The sequence below is a fragment of the Celerinatantimonas marina genome (assembly GCF_046054165.1).
Lineage (GTDB): Bacteria > Pseudomonadota > Gammaproteobacteria > Enterobacterales > Celerinatantimonadaceae > Celerinatantimonas.
This window is the reverse complement of the sequence record NZ_JBFNXK010000007.1, coordinates 24,462-45,025: the sequence shown is the minus strand read 5'-3', so window position 1 is coordinate 45,025 and position 20,564 is coordinate 24,462. Positions and strand designations below refer to the sequence as shown.

At 45.5% G+C, this 20,564-nt stretch carries 15 protein-coding genes; 9 read left to right on the top strand and 6 right to left on the bottom strand.

What is annotated here, in order from left to right; all coding sequences use genetic code 11:
* The first annotated feature begins 9 nt into the window (after positions 1–9).
* Positions 10–417: a protein tyrosine phosphatase family protein gene (locus tag ABUE20_RS09325; protein ID WP_408619632.1), complete on the top strand. Its 408-nt coding sequence runs from the start codon at positions 10–12 to the stop codon at positions 415–417.
* A 178-nt stretch (positions 418–595) separates the two neighbouring features.
* Here ABUE20_RS09325 and ABUE20_RS09320 read toward each other — a convergent pair whose 3' ends face one another.
* From ABUE20_RS09320 to ABUE20_RS09310, 3 genes are read right to left on the bottom strand one after another with little or no spacing between them, the layout of a single operon-like run.
* Positions 596–4,309 (bottom strand): AAA family ATPase, encoded by a 3,714-nt coding sequence (locus tag ABUE20_RS09320; RefSeq protein ID WP_408619631.1) that lies wholly within the window; start codon positions 4,307–4,309, stop codon positions 596–598.
* Positions 4,306–5,553, bottom strand: coding sequence for an exonuclease SbcCD subunit D C-terminal domain-containing protein (locus ABUE20_RS09315; protein WP_408619630.1), 1,248 nt, complete (start codon positions 5,551–5,553; stop codon positions 4,306–4,308). The genes ABUE20_RS09320 and ABUE20_RS09315 overlap by 4 nt, the downstream gene beginning before the upstream one ends.
* 28 nt (positions 5,554–5,581) lie before the next feature.
* Entirely contained in the window at positions 5,582–6,367 is a 786-nt protein-coding gene (locus tag ABUE20_RS09310; RefSeq protein WP_408619629.1) for an AraC family transcriptional regulator, read from the bottom strand.
* A 76-nt stretch (positions 6,368–6,443) separates the two neighbouring features.
* Between ABUE20_RS09310 and ABUE20_RS09305 the strand changes: the two genes are divergently transcribed.
* Both ABUE20_RS09305 and ABUE20_RS09300 read left to right on the top strand, forming a co-directional pair.
* Entirely contained in the window at positions 6,444–7,439 is a 996-nt protein-coding gene (locus tag ABUE20_RS09305; protein ID WP_408619628.1) for a bile acid:sodium symporter family protein, read from the top strand.
* A gap of 113 nt (positions 7,440–7,552) precedes the next feature.
* A complete protein-coding gene (locus ABUE20_RS09300; protein ID WP_408619627.1) occupies positions 7,553–7,987 on the top strand; it encodes a GNAT family N-acetyltransferase in 435 nt (144 codons plus the stop codon).
* 8 nt (positions 7,988–7,995) lie between these two features.
* Here the strand turns inward: ABUE20_RS09300 and ABUE20_RS09295 are convergent, their stop codons facing one another.
* The gene (locus ABUE20_RS09295; RefSeq protein ID WP_408619811.1) at positions 7,996–9,183 is read right to left on the bottom strand and encodes a multidrug efflux MFS transporter; all 1,188 of its coding nucleotides are present in this window, start codon (positions 9,181–9,183) and stop codon (positions 7,996–7,998) included.
* Positions 9,184–9,703: 520 nt separating this feature from the next.
* Between ABUE20_RS09295 and ABUE20_RS09290 the strand changes: the two genes are divergently transcribed.
* Positions 9,704–10,258, top strand: coding sequence for a flavodoxin family protein (locus tag ABUE20_RS09290; protein WP_408619626.1), 555 nt, complete (start codon positions 9,704–9,706; stop codon positions 10,256–10,258).
* An 83-nt stretch (positions 10,259–10,341) separates the two neighbouring features.
* Here the strand turns inward: ABUE20_RS09290 and ABUE20_RS09285 are convergent, their stop codons facing one another.
* A complete protein-coding gene (locus ABUE20_RS09285; RefSeq protein ID WP_408619625.1) occupies positions 10,342–11,016 on the bottom strand; it encodes a hypothetical protein in 675 nt (224 codons plus the stop codon).
* 561 nt (positions 11,017–11,577) lie between these two features.
* Between ABUE20_RS09285 and ABUE20_RS09280 the strand changes: the two genes are divergently transcribed.
* The 4 genes from ABUE20_RS09280 (at position 11,578) to glgC (ending at position 17,436) form a co-directional block, all read left to right on the top strand.
* The gene (locus ABUE20_RS09280; protein ID WP_408619624.1) at positions 11,578–13,425 is read left to right on the top strand and encodes a sensor domain-containing diguanylate cyclase; all 1,848 of its coding nucleotides are present in this window, start codon (positions 11,578–11,580) and stop codon (positions 13,423–13,425) included.
* 71 nt (positions 13,426–13,496) lie between these two features.
* Positions 13,497–14,408, top strand: coding sequence for a recombination-associated protein RdgC (rdgC, locus tag ABUE20_RS09275; RefSeq protein ID WP_408619623.1), 912 nt, complete (start codon positions 13,497–13,499; stop codon positions 14,406–14,408).
* A 147-nt stretch (positions 14,409–14,555) separates the two neighbouring features.
* Complete coding sequence (gene trhP, locus ABUE20_RS09270; protein WP_408619622.1) at positions 14,556–15,899, top strand: prephenate-dependent tRNA uridine(34) hydroxylase TrhP; 1,344 nt, start codon at positions 14,556–14,558, stop codon at positions 15,897–15,899.
* Positions 15,900–16,209: 310 nt separating this feature from the next.
* The gene (gene glgC / locus ABUE20_RS09265; RefSeq protein ID WP_408619621.1) at positions 16,210–17,436 is read left to right on the top strand and encodes a glucose-1-phosphate adenylyltransferase; all 1,227 of its coding nucleotides are present in this window, start codon (positions 16,210–16,212) and stop codon (positions 17,434–17,436) included.
* 42 nt (positions 17,437–17,478) lie between these two features.
* On the opposite strand, the gene ABUE20_RS09260 is transcribed toward glgC, so the two are convergent.
* Positions 17,479–18,201: a YebC/PmpR family DNA-binding transcriptional regulator gene (locus ABUE20_RS09260; protein ID WP_408619620.1), complete on the bottom strand. Its 723-nt coding sequence runs from the start codon at positions 18,199–18,201 to the stop codon at positions 17,479–17,481.
* Positions 18,202–18,482: 281 nt separating this feature from the next.
* On the opposite strand from ABUE20_RS09260, the gene ABUE20_RS09255 reads away from it, so the two are divergent.
* Complete coding sequence (locus ABUE20_RS09255; RefSeq protein WP_408619619.1) at positions 18,483–20,540, top strand: EAL domain-containing protein; 2,058 nt, start codon at positions 18,483–18,485, stop codon at positions 20,538–20,540.
* The last annotated feature ends 24 nt before the right edge of the window (positions 20,541–20,564 follow it).

Sequence of the window (20,564 nt, the reverse complement as noted above, 5' to 3'; positions counted from 1 at the left end):
AGGTGTGATATGGAGATTAAAAAAGTAACGTCCGATCTTTCTGTCAGCCCTCAGCTTGAAGTATCCGAGATTGCCGATATTCAGGCCATGGGATTCAAAACCATCATCTGTAACCGCCCAGATGGGGAAGCGGTCCATCAACCGCTCTTTGATGAAATTAACACCGAAGCAAAACGTTTAGGTATCACCAGTCATTACTTACCCGTAATCAGTGGCAACATCACAGCGGCTGAAATCACCCAGTTTAGTGAATTATTCAATGCAGCTTCGCCACCAGTACTGGCCTATTGTCGGACCGGAACCCGCTCCATTACCCTCTGGGCGCTGTCTTGTACCCAAGTCTTAACGCCTGAAGAGATCCTTCAGTACGCAAAAAGTGCCGGCTATGACTTGAGTGCCATCATCCCCAACAGGTGACGGCCCCCATTATTCACATGTGCACACCAACGCCTGAGGGATGTCCTAACCCACTGAGTTTATTGGGTTATGAAGAGGGCCGCCGCTTAGCAGATGCTCAAGTGCAAAACCAACCATCACGATGAAACGGCGCAACGATGAGTCTAATCTTCCCGAGTCATTCTCGGGAAGCGACTGATCAATCGATTTGTGTGAGTAGCTGACTCACCCCTGAACCTTGCGGCAACAACCGGATCTTGGCACTAATACGTTCAACCATCGCCTGCACATGCGAGATTGCCGTCACCTGACGGCCACTGGCCTGCAATTTATCCAAACAGCCCATCACAATATCGAGGCTATCCGGATCCAAAGAGCCAAATCCTTCATCAATAAATAACGATTGGATCTGCAAATTACGCGACGATACCGCCGAAAGCGCCAATGCTAACGCCAAAGAAACTAAAAATGTTTCACCACCAGACAAGCTCGCTAGCGCCCGAATTTCATCGCCCATATCTAGATCGACAATCTGCAATGCCAGTGAACTTCCCGGCACACGCTGCAACTGGTAACGTGGTGCAAGCTCAAGCAACTGCCGATTCGCCTCAAACAACAATTTATCCAGTGTTAATTGCTGGGCAAAGGTTCTGAATTTTGCACCGCTTGCCGAACCGATAAGCTGATTGAGCTGTTCCCAAACAGCACTTTCTTGTTGCTGTTTCAGGTAGTCTGCATGCAACTGCTGAGAATGCTGGCGAGCCTGTTCATCCCCATCCAACTGCTTACGCAATTGGTAAATTTGTTCATCGAGCTGTTCTTTAAGCGTATTCAGGGCCTGTACATCTTCAAGCTCCAGCATGTTCAACTGACGCTCAAGTAGAGACTGGTGCTGCTCCACCTGATGCACGAGCGTCTGATAACCTTGCTCGCGATTTTTCAACTGTTCGTTCAATACCAACTGCTGCTGCTCGTATGCATGCACTTGTTGTTGCATCTGGTCGATACGCTGAGGCTCAATCTGGAACAAGGGTTCGCAGCTGGCCTCCTCTAGTTGATAATCGTTCAATACTTGCTGCCAACGCTGCGTTAATTCTCGCTGCGCGCTCTTTAACTGCGCCTGCCGGTTAGCCTGCGTATGCAACTGACCTTTCAACGAAGCCAAAGCTTCCCCGGATTGCTGACGCTGCACGCTAATTGTTTGTTGTTGCTGCTGTAATTGTTGACGTTGTGCCTGCTGCCGTGCCAACCATTGCTCAACCGATAAGCCATCGAGTAAGGTCTGGCGCTGTTGTTGCTGCTCGGTCACTCGTTCATGCAGGGTGGTCAATTCCTGACGCAGTACCTCATAGCTTTTTACGGCATAATCTAACTTAAGTTGTTGCTCCTGCAACTGCCCATGAAGTTGTAGTTGATGCTGTTCTAAAGCAGACTGCTGCGCCACAACCTGCTGGTATTCCTGTAATTCACTGTGGACCCAATGTAATACGCCATCGACTCCCATTTGCGCTAGGTAATCCAGCCAAGGATAATCAGAAAACAGTTCATCAAGTTGTTGTTGAAGCGCTTCAACATGATGACTCTGATGACTCTCATCCAACTGACCCAAAGACTGACGATGCTGAACTAACTGGGCACAAACTAACTGTTGCTGCGCTTCCAAATCACGTAGTTCGTTATAACGCTGTTGGTAATACGAGTGCTGCGGCTCTATTTCTTTACGCAGTTGTTCCCATTGCTGCCAGCGCTGCTGAATAGCCTGCAGCTGTTGATAGAGCTCATCAGCTTGTTGTTCACTCTGTCGTTGCTGCTGACTAATCCATTCCAATCCGTCCGTTTGTTCAGTCAATTCAGGGAATAAGGGGAGCCAAGTCTGATAACGCTGCTCTCCTAGTTGCCATTGTTCCAACAGCTGGCGTTCTTGCTGCTGCAACAACCGCTGTTTTTCAACCAGCGCCCGCCGTTGTCCCTCCAGATTGATCTGCTGAGAAGCAAGCTGTTCACCTCGCTGCTGTAGCTGTTCCAAAATAGTCGCGACCGGTTCTAACACCGTATCATTCAGATACGGATGTTGTTCACTGCCACACAATGGACAAGGGGTACCAGGTTGCAAATGTTGACGGTAATGCGATAAATCAACCACCTGTCGAGCATTGGCATATTGCTCACGCGCCTCAGTCAAAGCACTTTCAACCTGCAACAACTGCTGTTTTAATGCTTGCTGCTGAGAAATCAGTTGCTGTTGCAACTGTTGTAATTGCTGGAGCCCACTATGGCACTGCTGCTGAGAGCGGAGCTCATTTCCCAACTGTTCCAAGCGGTTATAACGTTGCAACAATTGCTCTCGCTGCTGAGTCAACCGTGTAAATTGCCCTTGGAAGTCGATCCCTTCATTGAGTTTTTGCTGCCGTTTATCCAACTCGTCTTTAAACTGACTCAATGCCGGTTTAAGCTCTCCGATGGCGACATCAATTTGATGCTGCTGACGCTGAAGCTGCTCAATTTCACCATGGAGTTGTTCCCGATAGTGAAGCTCTCGCGCCTGTTTTTGATAACCGCTCAACAGCGGTTCAATACGTGCCTGTTCACTGTTCCAACGGGCCTGTTGCTGATGTTGCGCTAGCCATTTTTCCACAGCCTGTAACGATGTTTGTAGTTCATCACGCTGATGTTGCAGATGCTGCAGTTGATGTTGCTCTCGCAGCTGCTGCTCATGGCTTTGAGCTAAGCGAGTTTCTAACTGTGCACTCTGCTGCTGACGCAGTTTGATTTCACCGTCCAATTCCCGAGCCTGCTGCAACGCTCCAGCCTGCTGCGCAACGGCTTGCTCAAATTGTTCCAGGGCTTTTTGACCTGTAACAACCTGTTGTTCTAGCTGTTGCTGATGCTGTTGCTGCTCATCAAACTGATGTTGCAACGATTCTTGCTGCTGTTGCAACTCATCCAGTTGGTGCTGATGATCATGACGTTGCTGCCATAGCGTTTTTACCGGGGCTAACCGGGTTAACTGTGTTAATTGTTGCCGAAATTCACCAATAGCGTCCCCCTGCTGTTGATGACTGTCGAGCGCTTGCCGAGCCTGTTTTTGCTGTTGTAACGCTTCATCTAAACTGGTGAGCAATACGGCCAGCTGGCGCTGAGTCTGCTCAGCCTGAACCAGTTCATTCTGTCGTTGCTGCTGAGCGTGTAATTGCTGACGTAACTCGCTGCGACTCTCTTCATCCAGAATGGTCACCTGGTCCAACTGTTCTTGCAGTTTATCCAATTGAGCCAGCTGCTCTTTATGATGCTCATAGACCTGCTGTGAAATCTGGCTATACAGCTCAGTACCGGTCATCCGTTCCAATAATGCGGAGCGCTGATCTTCGGGCGCTTTTAAAAAAGCCGCAAAATCTCCCTGAGCCAACATAACCGAACGGCGAAACTGTTCGTAATTCAAGCCAATCAGTTCATCGATATGCTGCTGAAATTCGCGTTTATTAGCACTAAAAGGCTGATTGGTTTTTAAATCAATCAGTTCACGACTACTCGCTTGCCAGCGACCACTCACCTGATTACGTGCTCGACGAACCTGCCAGCGCGCCAGATAGCGATGCTGATCACTGGTTTGAAACAACACTTCCGCAGTTGCCTCGGCTTTACCGCGACTAACGAGGTTACGGATGTCGTTCGCTTTCAAACGCTCCGTTTGTACTTCTGAGCCAATCTCAACGGTACGTGATTCACTATCAAAACGCGGCACTTGTTCATAAAGCGCCAAACATAAACAATCTAAAAGTGTACTTTTACCAGAACCGGTCTTCCCAGTAATCGCGATCAGCCCCTGATTATTAAGTGGAGGCTTTTCAAAATCGACCGAGAACTCACCCGCCAGGCTGGCAATATTTTCACCACGAATTGCTAAAATTTTCATTGTTGTGCTTCCACCTCATGAACAACTTGAGCAAAAGCCTTCAGTAGTTCAGCGCTCGGTTGCTGCTGATATTGCTGCTGATAACACAAGTTAAAGACATCATTCGGAGTCAGTTCATCGAGATCTTTACCGGCGAATGGATGCGCTTGTTGCGAACGCTCAGGATAAACGGTTCGGATCCGGGTCAAACGATAATTTTTTCCATCCAGTGCTTGGATAACCTGTTCCCGAAGCTGAGCCTGTGGCGCGTCTAAACGCACCTGTACTTCCAGATAAGGGGATTGTTCTACTTCACCTTCGAAAACAGAAAGTGTGGCTAACTCGGTTAAAACTTCAGCTAATGGCGCGGGTTGTGCCGGCACCTGTAACATCTCGCAACAACGCGGTATGGCTATCGAATCCACACTTAATTGATTATCCTGCCAAGTCAATAGCTGAACATGATGATGATAACGCTGCTCAGACAGTGATAGCGGCATCGGGGAACCACTATAGTAAATCGGAATATCGGCATTCAGATGTTGCCCTAAGTGCAAATGCCCCAACGCCACATAATCACAATTTTTAGGAAAAATATCCGCAGGCAATGCATGTTCACCTCCGAGCATAATTTGTCGCTCAGACATTTCAGAAACAGTGCCGCCCCGAATATGGCCATGCCCCATCGCCATCAGCAACTGTCCATCCTGACGAACACTATCGGCCAATTCACCTAGCTGATGATACAAATCATAAATCGCTTGCTGCCAGCGTTGTTGCCCATCTTCAATGGAACTATCCAACACTAAATCACCCGCCCGTAAAAAAGGAACAGCCAGTCCCCAGCCTAAAATTTCACCCTGACGATTTTTCAGCGGGACCAAGAGCCGATTCAACTCCAGTCGGCCCTGCTCATCTTTTTGCACGTGTCCGATAAGACGCAAATCAAAACTCTCAAGCAATTCACCGGGCGCATTAATTTTACTCGGTGAATCATGGTTCCCCGCTGTCAGGATCACTTGCAATCCGGGACAATCACGTACGGCCTGAGCCAAAAATTGATAGAGCTGGCGCCAGCTAGTCGCTGAAGGATTGGCGGTATCAAACAGATCACCACTGACACAAAGGACATCGATCTGTTGCTGCACTAGCTGTGTTAACAACCAGTCTAAAAAAACCTGATGTTCATAATAACGAGAATAACCATGTAACTGATGGCCCAGATGCCAGTCAGCACTGTGTAAAATTTTTAGCATCGACCCCATAGATCTTAATTCCAGTTTCTAAATATAATTATCGATGAACATATTGCCCGGGTGTCAGGCCAAAGAGCTGCCGAAACGCGGAAACAAAGGCCGAAAGCGACTCATAGCCACAGGCGAAAGCGACCTCGGTGACGCTCTGCTTTTGCTCCAACAAATCCAGCGCATGAAATAATCGTAGCCGCTGCCGCCACTGACGAAAACTGAGCCCCGTCTGTTCGACAAATAACCGACTGATACTCCGTGAAGAAATCCCAAACTGGCAGGCTAGCTGCGCCATTGTAACGCGGCTATCCGGCTGATTCCGTAAAAATTGACACAATTGCAATAGCCGGCGATCAACCGGCATCGGCAGTTGCATCCGCGCCGCTTCCAGTTGCCGAATTTGATCCACCAATACCATAGCCAAACGCTGTTCAGCAGACTTCTCATCCCACAATGGAGACTGCTGACTAAATTGCTGGATCAGTTCCCGGACCAGTGGCGTCACTTCCACAACCTGACTGTGCATCCAGATATCATCGGCCAGCCAGTTCGGATCAATGTAAAGACTACGCATCAACGTCGCCGAATTCGATACCACTTGATGTCGGATACCGGCCGGCACCCAAATGGCGAATTGCGGAGGTGCCACAAACCGACTTTGTTCGGTCAGAACCGTTAAGACACCAGCGATGGCATAAGAAAATTGCCCCCACTGATGCAGATGCCAATCGGTCGTACTGCCTTGTTCGCCCCACTGCTCATTACGCGCAAAAACCGGACGCGGCAGCGCGTTAAAATCAGGGATAGAGCGATAATGGCTTATTTTCGACATTTATTAGCACTTTAACGATAGAATGCAGAAAGCATACTCTCTAAGCTTGGCACATCAAACCCCGAACGAGAGATTTATGCGTATTTTGAACTTAATTAAAAAGGAATGGTTTCTGGTCGGTATGTTACTGGCCATCATTCTAGCTGTTTTCACGCCGACTGTCGGCCAGTCCCACGGCGTGTTACATCTAGATGAAGTCACTCAAATTGGAATTGGTGTCATCTTTTTCCTCTATGGGGTTGGTCTATCACCCAGTGCCATTAAAAGCGGCTTAAGTAGCTGGCGTTTACACATTTACACTCAGGCGGCCACCTTTGTGATCTATCCGTTGATTTGGGTTATTTTAAGCAGCTGGTTCAGTCGGATCATGCCGCAAGCCCTTGCATATGGATTCTGTTACCTGTTGGTTTTACCCAGTACAATCTCGTCATCGGTAACCATGACCGGGATCGCCAAAGGCAATATTCCAGGAGCCATTTTCAACGCCTCGTTGTCGAGCGTGCTCGGAATTTTTCTCACCCCGCTCTTTGTACAAATTTTTATGGGTGTACATGGTGGCAGTATGGATATCAGTGCCACGATCATTCATATCGCTGAAATTTTATTATTACCGATGATCGTAGGACAAATTGCCCGTCCGCTACTCAGTAAATGGGTTCAACGCCATAAAAAAGTAACCGGGAAAATCGATAAATGCGTCATTATTTTGATTGTATATAACGCTTTTTGCGACTCCGTGATCAAAGGGATCTGGCACAACTTTAATCTATCAACACTGATTTTAGCGATTGTGCTCTGTGCCGTGATTTTATTATTCATGATTTCATTACTGCTGATGCTGGCAAAAGTCTGCCATTTTAATCATGGTGACAAAATGGCCGGATTGTTCTGTGGTACCAAAAAAACTTTAGCCGCGGGAGTTCCAATGGCTAAAGTCATCTTCGGTACCAATCCAATGCTGGGGATGCTATTACTGCCTATTATGATCTATCACCCGATGCAGATTTTTATCTGTGCGATTCTGGCGAACCGTTACGCCAAAATTGCCCCGGAATCAGATACGCATCACTAACCTTAACCTTTTCATTCATTTCGTCGCCTCTCAAGCAGAGGCGACGAACATCGCCTCATTGCGCAGTCTAGATTCCATGTTAAAGTATATCTTTCTCAACTGCGGACACCTCTATGATCCGTTTAGCCAAAGCAACGGACAGTATCTCTATTGCCCATCTAGCCACTGAGCTGGGTTACCCCGTCAGCCCCGAACAAATCCAATCGCGTCTCACTGCGCTCGCAGCAGAAACCCAGATCTGGGTATATCAGGCAGCACAAAATGTCGTAGCCTGGATGCAATTATCCCGAACCTTTCATCTGACAACGGGCTCTTCCCTAGAAATCGTTGGATTAGTTGTCGATTCTCACTACCGCAGCCAACAGATCGGTACCCAACTGCTCAATCATGCCAAACATATCGCCACTCACGAACAACTGGAATTAACCGTTCGCAGCCAACAAAAACGCACCCAAGCCCATCGTTTTTATCAAAACAATGGCTTTATCTGGCAAAAAACTCAGTTACTCTTTCGACTTGATTCCCAATCAGAGAGCACTGAAAAATAATGAATGACTTAAGATTTATGTGAATCATTCGCCGCTTGATAACTGGGTTGGTGCAGGTAATAAGCCATCTGCAACAAATTAATCAAAACCAGAACGGCCGTTACGACAAACACCCAACGAAAGCCAAACCAAGCCGATACGGATGCGCCTAACAAAGGTCCGACTACATTACCTAAATATAAAAATGATTGGTTATAGCCAAATACCCGTCCCAATACTTTGGGCGGTGTTTGCTGCGCGAGTAACGTCTGCACTGCCGGCATTAACGCGCCATCGGAAAATCCCATGAAGAAGCGAAGCACTCCCAGCTCTACTACATTTCCAACCATCGAAATCATAAGCAATAATATGGCTGTCATCAGTAAAGCGGCCAACAAGACTTTGCCACTCCCAATCCGATCACCCAGTCGCCCTAATCGCGGGGCACATAACAAAGCCGAAACACCCGGCACTGCTGCAATAAAACCACTGACAAAAGCAATATTATGTTGATCCGGACTCAACTCAGTCACAAAGAGGGTCAGAATCGGATTAATCGAACCATTGGCCAGCTGGATCATCATCGTCGCAATAAACAACCCGATCACAAATCCAGGTGCTTGCAAAGAAGCAAACACCTGCCGCCGGTTCAGAACTGGCTGCCCTTTTTGAGGTTTTTCAAACTGCTCATGGACCCAAAGCCAAGTGGCTAAAAAACAGCCGAACAACATCAGACCGGTCAGGATAAAAACAACCCGAAATCCCATTTGGTCCGCCATTGCCCCTCCAATCAAAGGGCCAATAATCACCCCACTGATTTGCCCGGTCGTTAAGGTTCCCAATGCCCAGCCCGTTTTTTCTCGTGGCATTTCAGCGGCAGCCAAAGCCATCGCATTCGGAATGTACCCCGAAGTTAATCCCATCAACATCCGCAACATCAAAAGCTGCCAGGGCGCACTCACAAATCCCTGTAATGTCACAATGATTGCCATACCCAAAGAAGCGCGTAGTAACATTAACTTACGCCCCTGCTGATCCGCTAATTTTCCCCAGAACGGCGACACAATCGCAGAAACAATAAAAGAACCACTAAAAACTAAGCCGGACCACCAGCTTAGATCAGCCTTATCTGAAATACCCAGTTGATAAAGATACAGCGGTAAAAACGGCAGGATCTGGCTCATCCCTAATCCGACTAGGAAACAACCCAGCCACATAGCCAATAAATTCAATTTCCAAGAGCGACGTATCACAACAACCCCACCTACAACAAAACCAACCAGAATGAGACGCTTCAGCAACCATTAAACAGGAGCGTTGAATCGGATAATAAATACATGGCTCAACCCTGTTAAAACTGACTCAAATACACAGTCTTCGAAAACTCAATGAGCATATTACTTCATCAGGGCAAACTTGATACCATTCACGAACGCCAAGCGCTACGGCTTAAATACAGACCAATTAATAAATCAACAAGCGAGGAAATCACTGAATAGATAACGCATACAAAATGCGTTTCATTTGCACAAAATTCAGCCATAAACGTTTAATAGGCTTTAGTCTAATTCTACGCTTTAATCAGTTTAAAAACAGCCTGCTGAGAGTTTTTAGTTGCCGTATGACAGCCACACAAATATCACTATTTTCCTTTAAATAAGGACTATCTAAACTATCCCGATATCGCTATTCTATGAACTCAATAGTCATGATTTATATCAACATGAGGGTCTGTTTATGAGTCAAATTAGTGTTGTATTTCATTCCGGTTATGGTCATACCAAAAAAGTAGCGCAATCCATCGCTCAGGGTGCAACCGCTCAATTAATCGAAATCGATAATGATGGTGAAATCAGCGAACAGGACTGGGAAACACTGAATCAATCAGATGCCATTATCTTTGGTAGCCCAACTTATATGGGAGGCCCTAGTTGGCAGTTTAAAAAATTTACCGATGCCACCTCAAAAATCTGGTATAACCGGGGTTGGCAAGACAAATTATTTGGCGGTTTTAGTGTCAGCGCCAGCCTTAATGGTGATAAACAAGTTACTTTGATTTTGTTGCAAACATTAGCATCCCAGCATGGGGGATTGTGGGTCAGCCTTGGACAACTCCCTTCCAGTTCTACAGCAGCAACTCGTAACGATTACAATTCACTAGGCGGTTCTGTTGGGGTTTTAGTGCAGGTTCCATCAGATGCTGATGCCGATGCTATTCCATCCGGGGATCTAAAAACAGCAGAAGCTTACGGTAAACGGATGCTTGATATCGTCAATCGATTTAAAAAATAACAGCATTTCATTCGTAATATATCATCTGTTGCAAACCGATGGCCTTTGGCAACACAAGGCCATTATCATCGACCAACAGACATTTATAATTTGGGGTTTAACAACTCGGCGATATGTGCTAAATCAGAGCGCAAGCTCTGACGAATCTGAGGGTTATCCCCTTTTTGCCACTGGATCAAATGCGACTGAGTGGCCAACAGCGTTGATGGGGCTACTTTATTCAGCACCGGCGTCAGTATGTTGACCAATTGTGTCATATCACTTAACAATCCTTGCCACGGAGTCCCTTGCATGGGGCTTTTAGCTAAACTCTGCTGCAGTTGTGTAATAATCTGAGATAAAGTCAAGGTCTGCTGAGTCAACATCGTATGCCAAGCATCAATCTGCAGGATTAACGCCTGAATATCATCGGCATCTCCCCCTAATTTATCCGCTGAATCAGCCTGTTCAAAGGCACCCGCTAATTGAAAAATACTATAATAAGTCGTCGCGAATTCAGCTGAAATGATCCCCCCCTGCCACTGACTGGCATAGGTTTTCAAGTGCTGACTCTGTGACACCAAATATTTTTTATACTGCATGCTCACAGCATCAATATCAGCCGCGCTAAACTTCGGCACAGCTGGTGTCTGGGCCGTGGCAGTTACATCTGAAGCGGTCGGAGCCACATCACTCGTCGGAGCATCGGCAGCGATACATCCCCAACTTGAAATCACAGCCATGAGCGCGATTCCCCATAACCCGAGCGGCTTATTCATTATTATGCCTCTTATACATTCCCGAAGCTTTTATCAACAGGCTGACTTCATTGAGAGCACCCGTCTGTTTCAAAAGCGTCCGATATGATGCATCGACTTTACAAAAGATCGATCCACGATTAAAAAACCTTACCCGAATGAGATTCGTGGTAAAGCTCATACATTCATCAACAACATCAAGTAAACAATGTCTCAATAGATCCTATGACACCCGCTTAAGACATGCTACCTACGCTGTCACATCTGTACATTGAATGGGTGTACTTTCAACGATTCCCCCCTACTTTTCAAGTTAGTAAAAACCCATAATCGCCGTAGGTGGTATTTTTTGTTTACACAATAGTGGCTTTTCAGACTTGATAACGTCATTAAATCTAATATTCCCTATCAAGCAGGCTTCATATTCCTACATCTCATCTATAATTTGTATTGATGAAAATATCGTTATCTACCTATCAACTTTAAAAGATTTCGTACTGATCCCACAACTTATATCTATATTTGTAAAGTGGGCAAAATTCACTCAATTACAGGCACTCTGGATTGGAATGATAAACATATATGCACCGGGTCAAGAAAACAAAAAATGAGATCCGCATTGATACCCTAAAAAAACTCCAACCCGTTTTAGCACTCATATTAACGGTTGGATTGTTGTTGATGAGTATCAGTGTGATATGGGGATGGTTTGTAGGCCATTATCAAGTAACACACTTGCTCCCCAATTACCCTTCAATGACAGCCAATACCGCTGTGGGCTTCTTATTGTTAAGCATCGCTCAAATCAGCTTATGGACCCGATTTGCCAAGGGATGTTCTCTCGTAATTGGTGCCATTCTCATCATTGTTTTTAGTACCACCTTAATTGAGTATTGGGCTAACCTGAACTTAGGTATTGATAACTGGATCATTACGAATACGTTTGATACAGTCCTTCCTGGAAGACCCGCTCAGGGCACCTCCATTAGCTTTATTCTGGCCGCTATTGCGCTGATAGCTAATCAGTATCGTCTCTCCTATATGCCACTGAAAATGGACTTTTTAATGGCGATCGGTGGATTACTCCCCCTGATTGCCATCTCCGGTTACTTTTTTAATCCGGAAGGGTTATTTAAGTTTTCACCGATGTCGACGATGGCCGTTCATACAACCACCGGATTTATCCTGTTCTGGGGCGGATTTGCATTAACTCACAAGAAAAGTTACATCTTTCAACTGCTATTCGAACGAACTCCCGGAGGCCGACAAGTTCGTCGACTCATTATTCCGGTTATCGCCATTCCGCTACTGTGTGGTCTGGCCTACAAAGAACTGGTCTCTCACAATATTCTCGATCCATTGTTGGCACTGGCTATTTTTGCAACCAATTTTATTATCTTCAGTCTGGCCACATTGGTCTGGAATGCCATACTACAAAATAAATGGTTCGCCGACTTACATACGATCACCGAAGATAATCTCGAAACTAAATTACAATTAGCGATTGTTATGGACTCATCCATGGGCGCTATTTTTCTATTCTCAGAAAAGGGAGATGTCATTTCGGTCAATCAGGGCGCAACCCATATTCTGGGATGGTCCTATCCTGAACTGCAAAATATGAATGTAATGCAATTAGTTCCGGAATACGCACACCGTCGCCTACTCAGAATCGTCACTGGCTTTCGACGACATGCTTCCAGCTCACCGTTACACCAATCCCCAATCCGGTTAATTGCCCGTCGCAAAGATTGCTCAGAAGTTGCCATTCAAGCTTCCGTGAGTCGCCATAAATTACATGGTCAATGGGTTTATGGTGTGTTACTGCTAGATGCTCAAAGTTTGGTCGATCACATCAAACAACTGAGTCGAGATATCCATTTAGATCCACTGACATTAGCGTATAACCGTCGGGCTCTCGATTATGAATTGAAAAAAATGCGTGATTTTGGCCTGCGAGAAGGTCAGAAATTTGCGATCATCATGGTCGATATCGATCATTTTAAAGAAATCAACGATAAATATGGTCATGAAGCTGGCGATATCGCTATTAAGACCTTTGCCCGGCGGATCAGACTCTGTCTACGTTACCATGACCGGCTCTATCGATACGGGGGCGATGAATTCATTATCATCGCAGAAGCCACCGAATTCGGGCAGGTTCCTAAACTAGCACAGCGTATCGAACATGCCATTTCGGATAAACCCATTCATTACCAACGCGATCAAATTCATCTCACATCCAGTATTGGGATCTGTGCGATCGATGGTGGAGGCGATTTAGTAGATATTTGTATGCGCGGTGCCGATCAGGCCCTTTATAAAGCCAAGCAATTAGGGCGAAACCGGATTGAAATTTGTGATGATATTCCATTTTCAGCCTTATCTTCGTCACCTTCCCCCAAACAAAAATCACAGATGAACCGTTAAACATTTGACACTGGCAGGAAATACAGGCTCTGCTAGAATGCACCATCTTTTGACCGAAAGCAGGACTTATCATGTGGTTTAAAAACCTCTTGGTGTACCGGTTTACCAAACCGTTCAGCCAAACCCAACAGCAATTAGAAAATGCGCTTGAAGCTTTTTCATTTAAACCTTGTGGCAGCCAGGACTTAAGCCAGCTCGGCTGGGTAAGCCCTCTAGGGAAATCAGGACAGACGCTCTCCCATAGTGGCAACAATGAACTGCTCATCTGTGTAAAAAAAGAAGAGAAAATTCTACCTGCAACCGTTGTAAAAGATGCTTTACAGGAAAAAGTTGAGGAGCAAGAAATCGCCCAGCAACGCCCACTCAAAAAAGCAGAAAAACAAGCCATTAAAGACGATATCGTGCAACAATTATTGCCGCGAGCCTTTAAACGCCACTCACTAACCTTTGCCTGGATTAGCCCTGATGGCGGCTTTATCGCCGTGGATGCCTCCAGTGCCCGCAAAGCGGATGAACTCCTCGGGCTATTACGCAAATCATTGGGGGCATTACCAATTGTTCCCGTCACCTTAAGCACACCGGCTGATGTCACTATGACCGACTGGCTCAATGAAGGTCAACTTCCCAAAGGTTTCGAATTAGGGAATGAAGCGGAACTGCGCAGTGCTCTGGAGCATGGCGGTATTGTCCGTTGTAAAGAGCAGGATCTACTCAGTGATGAAATTGCTGCGCATCTGGCCGCCGACAAAATGGTGACTAAACTAGCCCTACACTATGCTGATACGATCGAATTTGTATTAAGTGATGATATGAGTCTGAAACGATTGCAATTTGCAGACAGTTTGCATGAAGAAAATGACGACATATCCAGTGAAGATCCATTAGCTCGCTTTGATGCCGATTTCACGCTATTATGCGGTGAATTGCGCCAGTTTATTCCCGCCTTGCTGGACGCTTTAGGCGGTGAGCAAACCGCTGAATAATCATTCCCCGGGCAGACCACTCGCTGCTCTGCCCAGACTCCCCAATCACATGAATTGATGTTATAAATTTGTAAACATTGAAAATCACATCAATCCAGCGTAATATTCGCGGCCGAATTTTGTACTCTCTTGGTTAGGAGTCCCACTATGTTTAAACCCGAGCTATTGTCCCCCGCAGGGACCTTAAAAAATATGCGCTATGCTTTTGCCTATGGCGCCGATGCCATCTATGCAGGACAACCCCGTTATTCATTACGGGTAAGAAACAACGAATTCAATCTGGAAAATTTACAAACCGGGATTGATGAAGCTCACGCTCAGGGAAAAAAACTGTATGTGGTTTCTAACATCGCACCGCACAACAATAAACTTAAACATTATATCCGGGATATTGAACCGGTAATCCAGATGCAGCCTGATGCTCTGATTATGTCGGATCCCGGTCTCATTATGATGATTCGAGAAGCATTCCCCGACCAAACCATTCATTTGTCGGTTCAGGCGAATGCGATTAATTGGGCTACCGTTAAATTCTGGCATCAACAAGGAATTAAACGTGTCATCCTCTCCCGCGAATTATCACTTGATGAAATCGAAGAGATCCGAATGAAAGTTCCGGACATCGAGTTGGAAGTATTTGTACACGGGGCCTTATGCATGGCCTATTCTGGTCGCTGCCTACTTTCAGGATATATTAATAAACGCGATCCCAATCAAGGGACTTGTACCAACTCCTGTCGTTGGCAGTACAATGTTCACGCAGCTAAAGAAAACGAAACCGGTGATGTGATTGCTGTAGAACCCACATTAGGGATCGGTCGCCCTTCAGATGAAGTCGTTCTACTTCAGGAAAAAGGCCGTCCTGACGAATATATGCCAGCCTTTGAAGACGAGCACGGCACCTACATCATGAACTCCAAAGATCTAAGGGCCGTACAACATGTTGAACGCCTGACGAAAATGGGGATCCACTCGCTAAAAATCGAAGGTCGGACGAAATCGTTCTACTACTGTGCCCGAACTGCACAGGTCTATCGCAAAGCCATTGATGATGCCGTAGCCGGACGCAGTTTTGATCCAACACTGATGAGTTCTTTAGAAAATCTGGCCCATCGTGGTTACACCGAAGGTTTCCTACGTCGTCATGTACATGATGAATATCAAAACTATGATTACGGCTATTCCGTTAGTGATACCCAGCAATTTGTCGGTGAAGTCACAGGGCGAACCACAGATGGCATGGCTGAAATTGCCGTAAAAAATAAATTTCTGGTGGGGGACTCCATTGAACTGATGACCCCACAAGGGAATCTCTCGTTCACACTGGAAACGCTACGTAATAAAAAAGGTGAAACGCTAGAAGCCGCCTTAGGCAGTGGCCACACAGTTTATATGCCGGTCCCTGACAATGTTGATTTAGATAACGCCCTCATTATGCGGAACTTAACCAGTGGTACCGATACTCGGAATCCACACAAAAAATCAGCTTAATCGCATCGTTTCAAAGAGGCTGAATGCCTCGCTCAAAAGGTGAAGCCCAGCCGCTTCACCTTTGTACTCGAACGAGCCATTTAAGTGCATTATGCATGCTTTCCTGCACCAAATGATTTCACTTCCTTCCACATCTGTCGTAAAACTAATTTCTAATCAATCAGGTTGTGATAAATAACACACTAAAACCCGGTCAATTCGATAGGATGAATAATTATCCGTGCCACCATCGGATCAGACTGTCTGGCACGAGTCTTGCCATTTTTAAAGCGGATCGATGATTACAGAACAGTTATAATTGGAGACATTGATGTTAGAACAAGCCATTGCGGTCATTCTTGCGGGTGGAGTCGGTTCTCGGTTAGCGCCTTTAACTCAGGATCGCGCAAAACCAGCTGTTCCATTTGGTGGAAAATATCGCATTATCGATTTTACACTTGCCAACTGTTTACACTCAGGCCTTCGCCGGATTCTAGTGCTGACTCAATACAAATCACATTCGCTCCACAAACACATCCGTGATGGATGGTCAATTTTTAATCCCGAGTTGGGGGAATATATCACGCCAGTCCCCCCACAAATGCGTGATGGTAACAGCTGGTATCGGGGAACCGCTGATGCAATTTACCAGAATATCTATCTGTTACGCCGCAGTGAAGCTAAATATGTTGTCATATTATCAGGCGATCACATTTATCGGATGGACTATGCGCCGATGCTAGCTCAGCATATCGAACGCCAAGCTCAACTCACTATTGCCTGTATGCCCATACCGGCCGAGCAATCCGAACGATTTGGGATCATTTCGATTAATCAGCAGCGCCAGATTATCGACTTTAAAGAAAAACCGTCTGCTCCGGCCCCATTGCCCGACCAACCCGATCAGGTTCTGGCCTCAATGGGGATTTATATTTTTTCAATCGAGAGTCTGATTTCTATTCTGGAAGCTCATGCCCAAACCGTCGGTCAAGAGGACGATTTCGATTTTAGTCACCATATCATTCCCAAACTTATTCCAGAGGGAAATGTCTACGCCTACCTCTTTGGTGGACAAGAAGGACGCGTGAGCCGAGACTGTTACTGGCGTGATGTAGGAACAATCGACTCTTTTTATCAAGCCAATATGGATCTATTGCAGCCGATTCCCCCCATTAACCTCTACCAACACGATTGGGCGATTCGGAGTTATCAAAAACAGGTCGCTCCGGCCAAAATGGTCTCGGGGATATCGGGAACTGAAGGGATTGTCATTAATTCCATTGCTGGCGGTGGTGTCGTTGTTTCCGGAGGATGTGTACAGAACTCAATTCTGTTTCAGAACGTGCAGGTCCTGGACGAAGCGACCATCGAAAAAAGCATCATCTTTGATGATGTCATTGTGGGTGAAGGTTGCCACCTGCGAAACTGCATCATCGATAAGCATGTGACATTGCCACCGGGAACAGAAATAGGAATCAACCTGTATCAAGACAAACAACGCTTTACCGTATCAGATAACGGCATTGTTGTGATCCCTAGAGGTTACCGATTTGAATAGTTCTAAAAGCGCCACATCCGTGGCGCATATCTGAATCGATGCTTATTCAGGCAAAATAGCATTGTGATAAACGTTCTGCACATCATCATTGTCATTCAGAACGTCCAGAAAACGCTGGAATGTTTCAGCATCATCACCACTGATCGGCGTTTCAGTCTGAGGAACATAGGTAATCTCATCGATTTCAAAATCTACATCAGCAATCGCATCGGATAAAGCTGTACGGGCTTTATCATATTCAGTATACGGTGCAAATACCGTGATTAAGCCCTCTTCGTTTTCAATGTCAGCCACATCGACATCGGCTTCCATCAAAATTTCCAAAACGGCGTCTTCATCATCATATTTAAATGACAAAACTGCCTGATGCTCAAACATATGAGCAACCGCACCTGGACTACCTAATTTAGCATCATTTTTCACAAAAGCCTGACGTACTGAAGCAAAGGTACGACTGTTATTGTCAGTTAAACAATCCACCAGCACCATACAACCGCCAGGACCGAAACCTTCATACAGAGTCGGTTCATAGTCTTCACCACCGCCCCCAGTAGCTCGTTCAATAGCCCGGTCAATCACATGAGACGGAACCTGGTCTTTTTTCGCTTTATCCATTAATCGACGCAAAGACAAGTTTGTGTCGGGATCGGGACCGCCACGTTTTGCAATCACATAGATCTCTTTACCATATTTCGAATAGACTTTCGTTCTTGCTCCCGCAGTCTTCGCCATTGCGACTTTGCGGACTTCGTACGCTCTTCCCATTGGATTAAACTCTAATTGATTTACAAAAGTGTCCAGATTTTACCAAAAATATGCCTCAGCACTAGTCCGAAGCGCAATCAACCCGCATTTTGCTGATCAGAATCAGATAAATTGCTATCGTGATAACGTATTTTTAACAGTGACATCGTTATCCGAGGGTGCGATAACATGATAAAAAGTCAGTGTAAATCAGAAAAATGATTAATTTCTCATCAATCAAAAACGTTACCAACTAAAATAAATAATGACATCTGAATAACGTTTTATTGGAGTGACATTCCATGCCAGAATTCGCATCAATCAAACCAGACATGCTTAAAAGCCATTGGCAGAAGGATACTCTATGTTATGTGGTCGCCTTGTGTATCATTGCTATTTTGGCGTTATTTTCACACTATCTGGTTCAAAGCATTGTCAGCCAACAAGAAGCAACAGCCCGTGTCGTCAATCTGGCGGGACGACAACGCATGCTATCACAGCGAATTACCCTATTTGCAAAAGAGATCCAAGATAACCCATCATCCTCTCAAAGAGTCCAGTTGATCGAAGAATATAAAAAAAACATTCAAATCATGACGCAAATGCACCAGGCGCTGATGCATGGCTCACCGGAACTGATGATCCCGGCACCGACCTCCGTTAAAATTCAACAAATTTTTAATGCCGCTCCGGTATTTCTCGATCAAAAAATCCAATCGTTTCTTAAAAATGCCCGATTCATAGAACAGCGGATTGATACGAATCAGCCCTTTAGCGTCATTTTTAGACAGTTGGATAACTCAGCCCATCACGATATTTTAAATGCACTGGATACATTGGTGTTTCAATTTCAAAAAGATAGCGAAACTGCCATTGCCAAACTTCAGACTTATAACCAGATATCACTCATCGGTATGCTCATCACGCTGATTATGGAAGCCTTTCTGATCTTTCGGCCTTTATTGATGTCACTTTATCGCAGGGAAAATCAATACCTGAAGCTTTTAAAAGAGATGGAAGACGAAATTTCCGAACAGGTTCGGGATCGAACGTTTAATGATCTTCTGACCGGATTACCCAATCGGGTTTCAATGCTGGAAAAAATACGTACCTGTATTCAACTGGTGAAACAGGGAAAAGCTCATCTGGTCATCATATCTATCGGTCTGGATCGATTTAAAGATATTAACAATAGCTTAGGCCATGATCGAGGTGATGAACTCCTGCTACAGATATCTAAACGTCTCTCACACTTTGCAGGTCAACACGATGGCTTCATTGGTCGAATTACCGGTGATGAATTTGTGTTACTGCTAGATAAACGAAAAGAACATCTTGAAATCGTACATCTGATGCAGCAACTCTCAAACCGCATTGCAATGCCATACCGTTGGGATAAGTACAACGTACAACTCACAGCATCAATGGGATTAGCTTTTTATCGAGAAGACGGTTCAAATGCCCGTCGGCTACTGTTACATGCGAATCAGGCGATGCGTACCGCTAAAGATGAAGGGGGACACTGTTTTCGATTTTTCCAGCCAACGATGACGACGCAAATGACTCGTCGCATCATGTTAGAACAAGATCTGCGTAAAGCATTATTAGCCACAGATCAACTGATTCTCTACTACCAACCCAAAGTTCAGCTAGAGACAGATAGAATCGTGGGGATGGAAGCCTTAATTCGCTGGGAACACCCCGAACAAGGGCTACTTCCCCCGGATGAATTTATCCCGATTGCTGAAGATTCCGGACTGATCATTCCTCTGGGCGAATGGGTCATTAAAGAAGCGTTTAGGCAGATGAAATTATGGCATCACCAGGGATTTCCCATCAATATGGCCATTAACATTTCAGTCAAACAACTGTTGGACGAAAATATCATTCATCATATTGCCGTCGTCAGCCAAAAATTATCCGTGGATCCAGCCGACGTACAACTTGAAATCACCGAAAATAATATGATGGATAATCTGGATTATATTTTGTCCCAACTCCGCATTTTAGAGCAATGCGGGTTCACATTAGCCATCGATGATTTTGGAACCGGTCATTCCAGTTTAGCCAACCTACGCGATCTGCCAATGAACGTTCTGAAAATCGATAAATCATTTGTAACCAATGCCATGCTGGATAAACGAGACCGGCAAATTGTGGCGGCCATTATTGAAATGGGCCATTCACTGGATAAATTGATTATCGCCGAAGGGATTGAAACCCCTGATCAAATGGAATTTTTAAAACAATTAGGCTGTGATCAAGGTCAAGGCTACCTCTTTTCCAAACCCTTGCCCGCATTAGATATGACACACTTATTAGTTCGGTATAATTCAGAAAAAATCACCATAAACAGCTAATCATGACGCACTGTTTTTAATTCG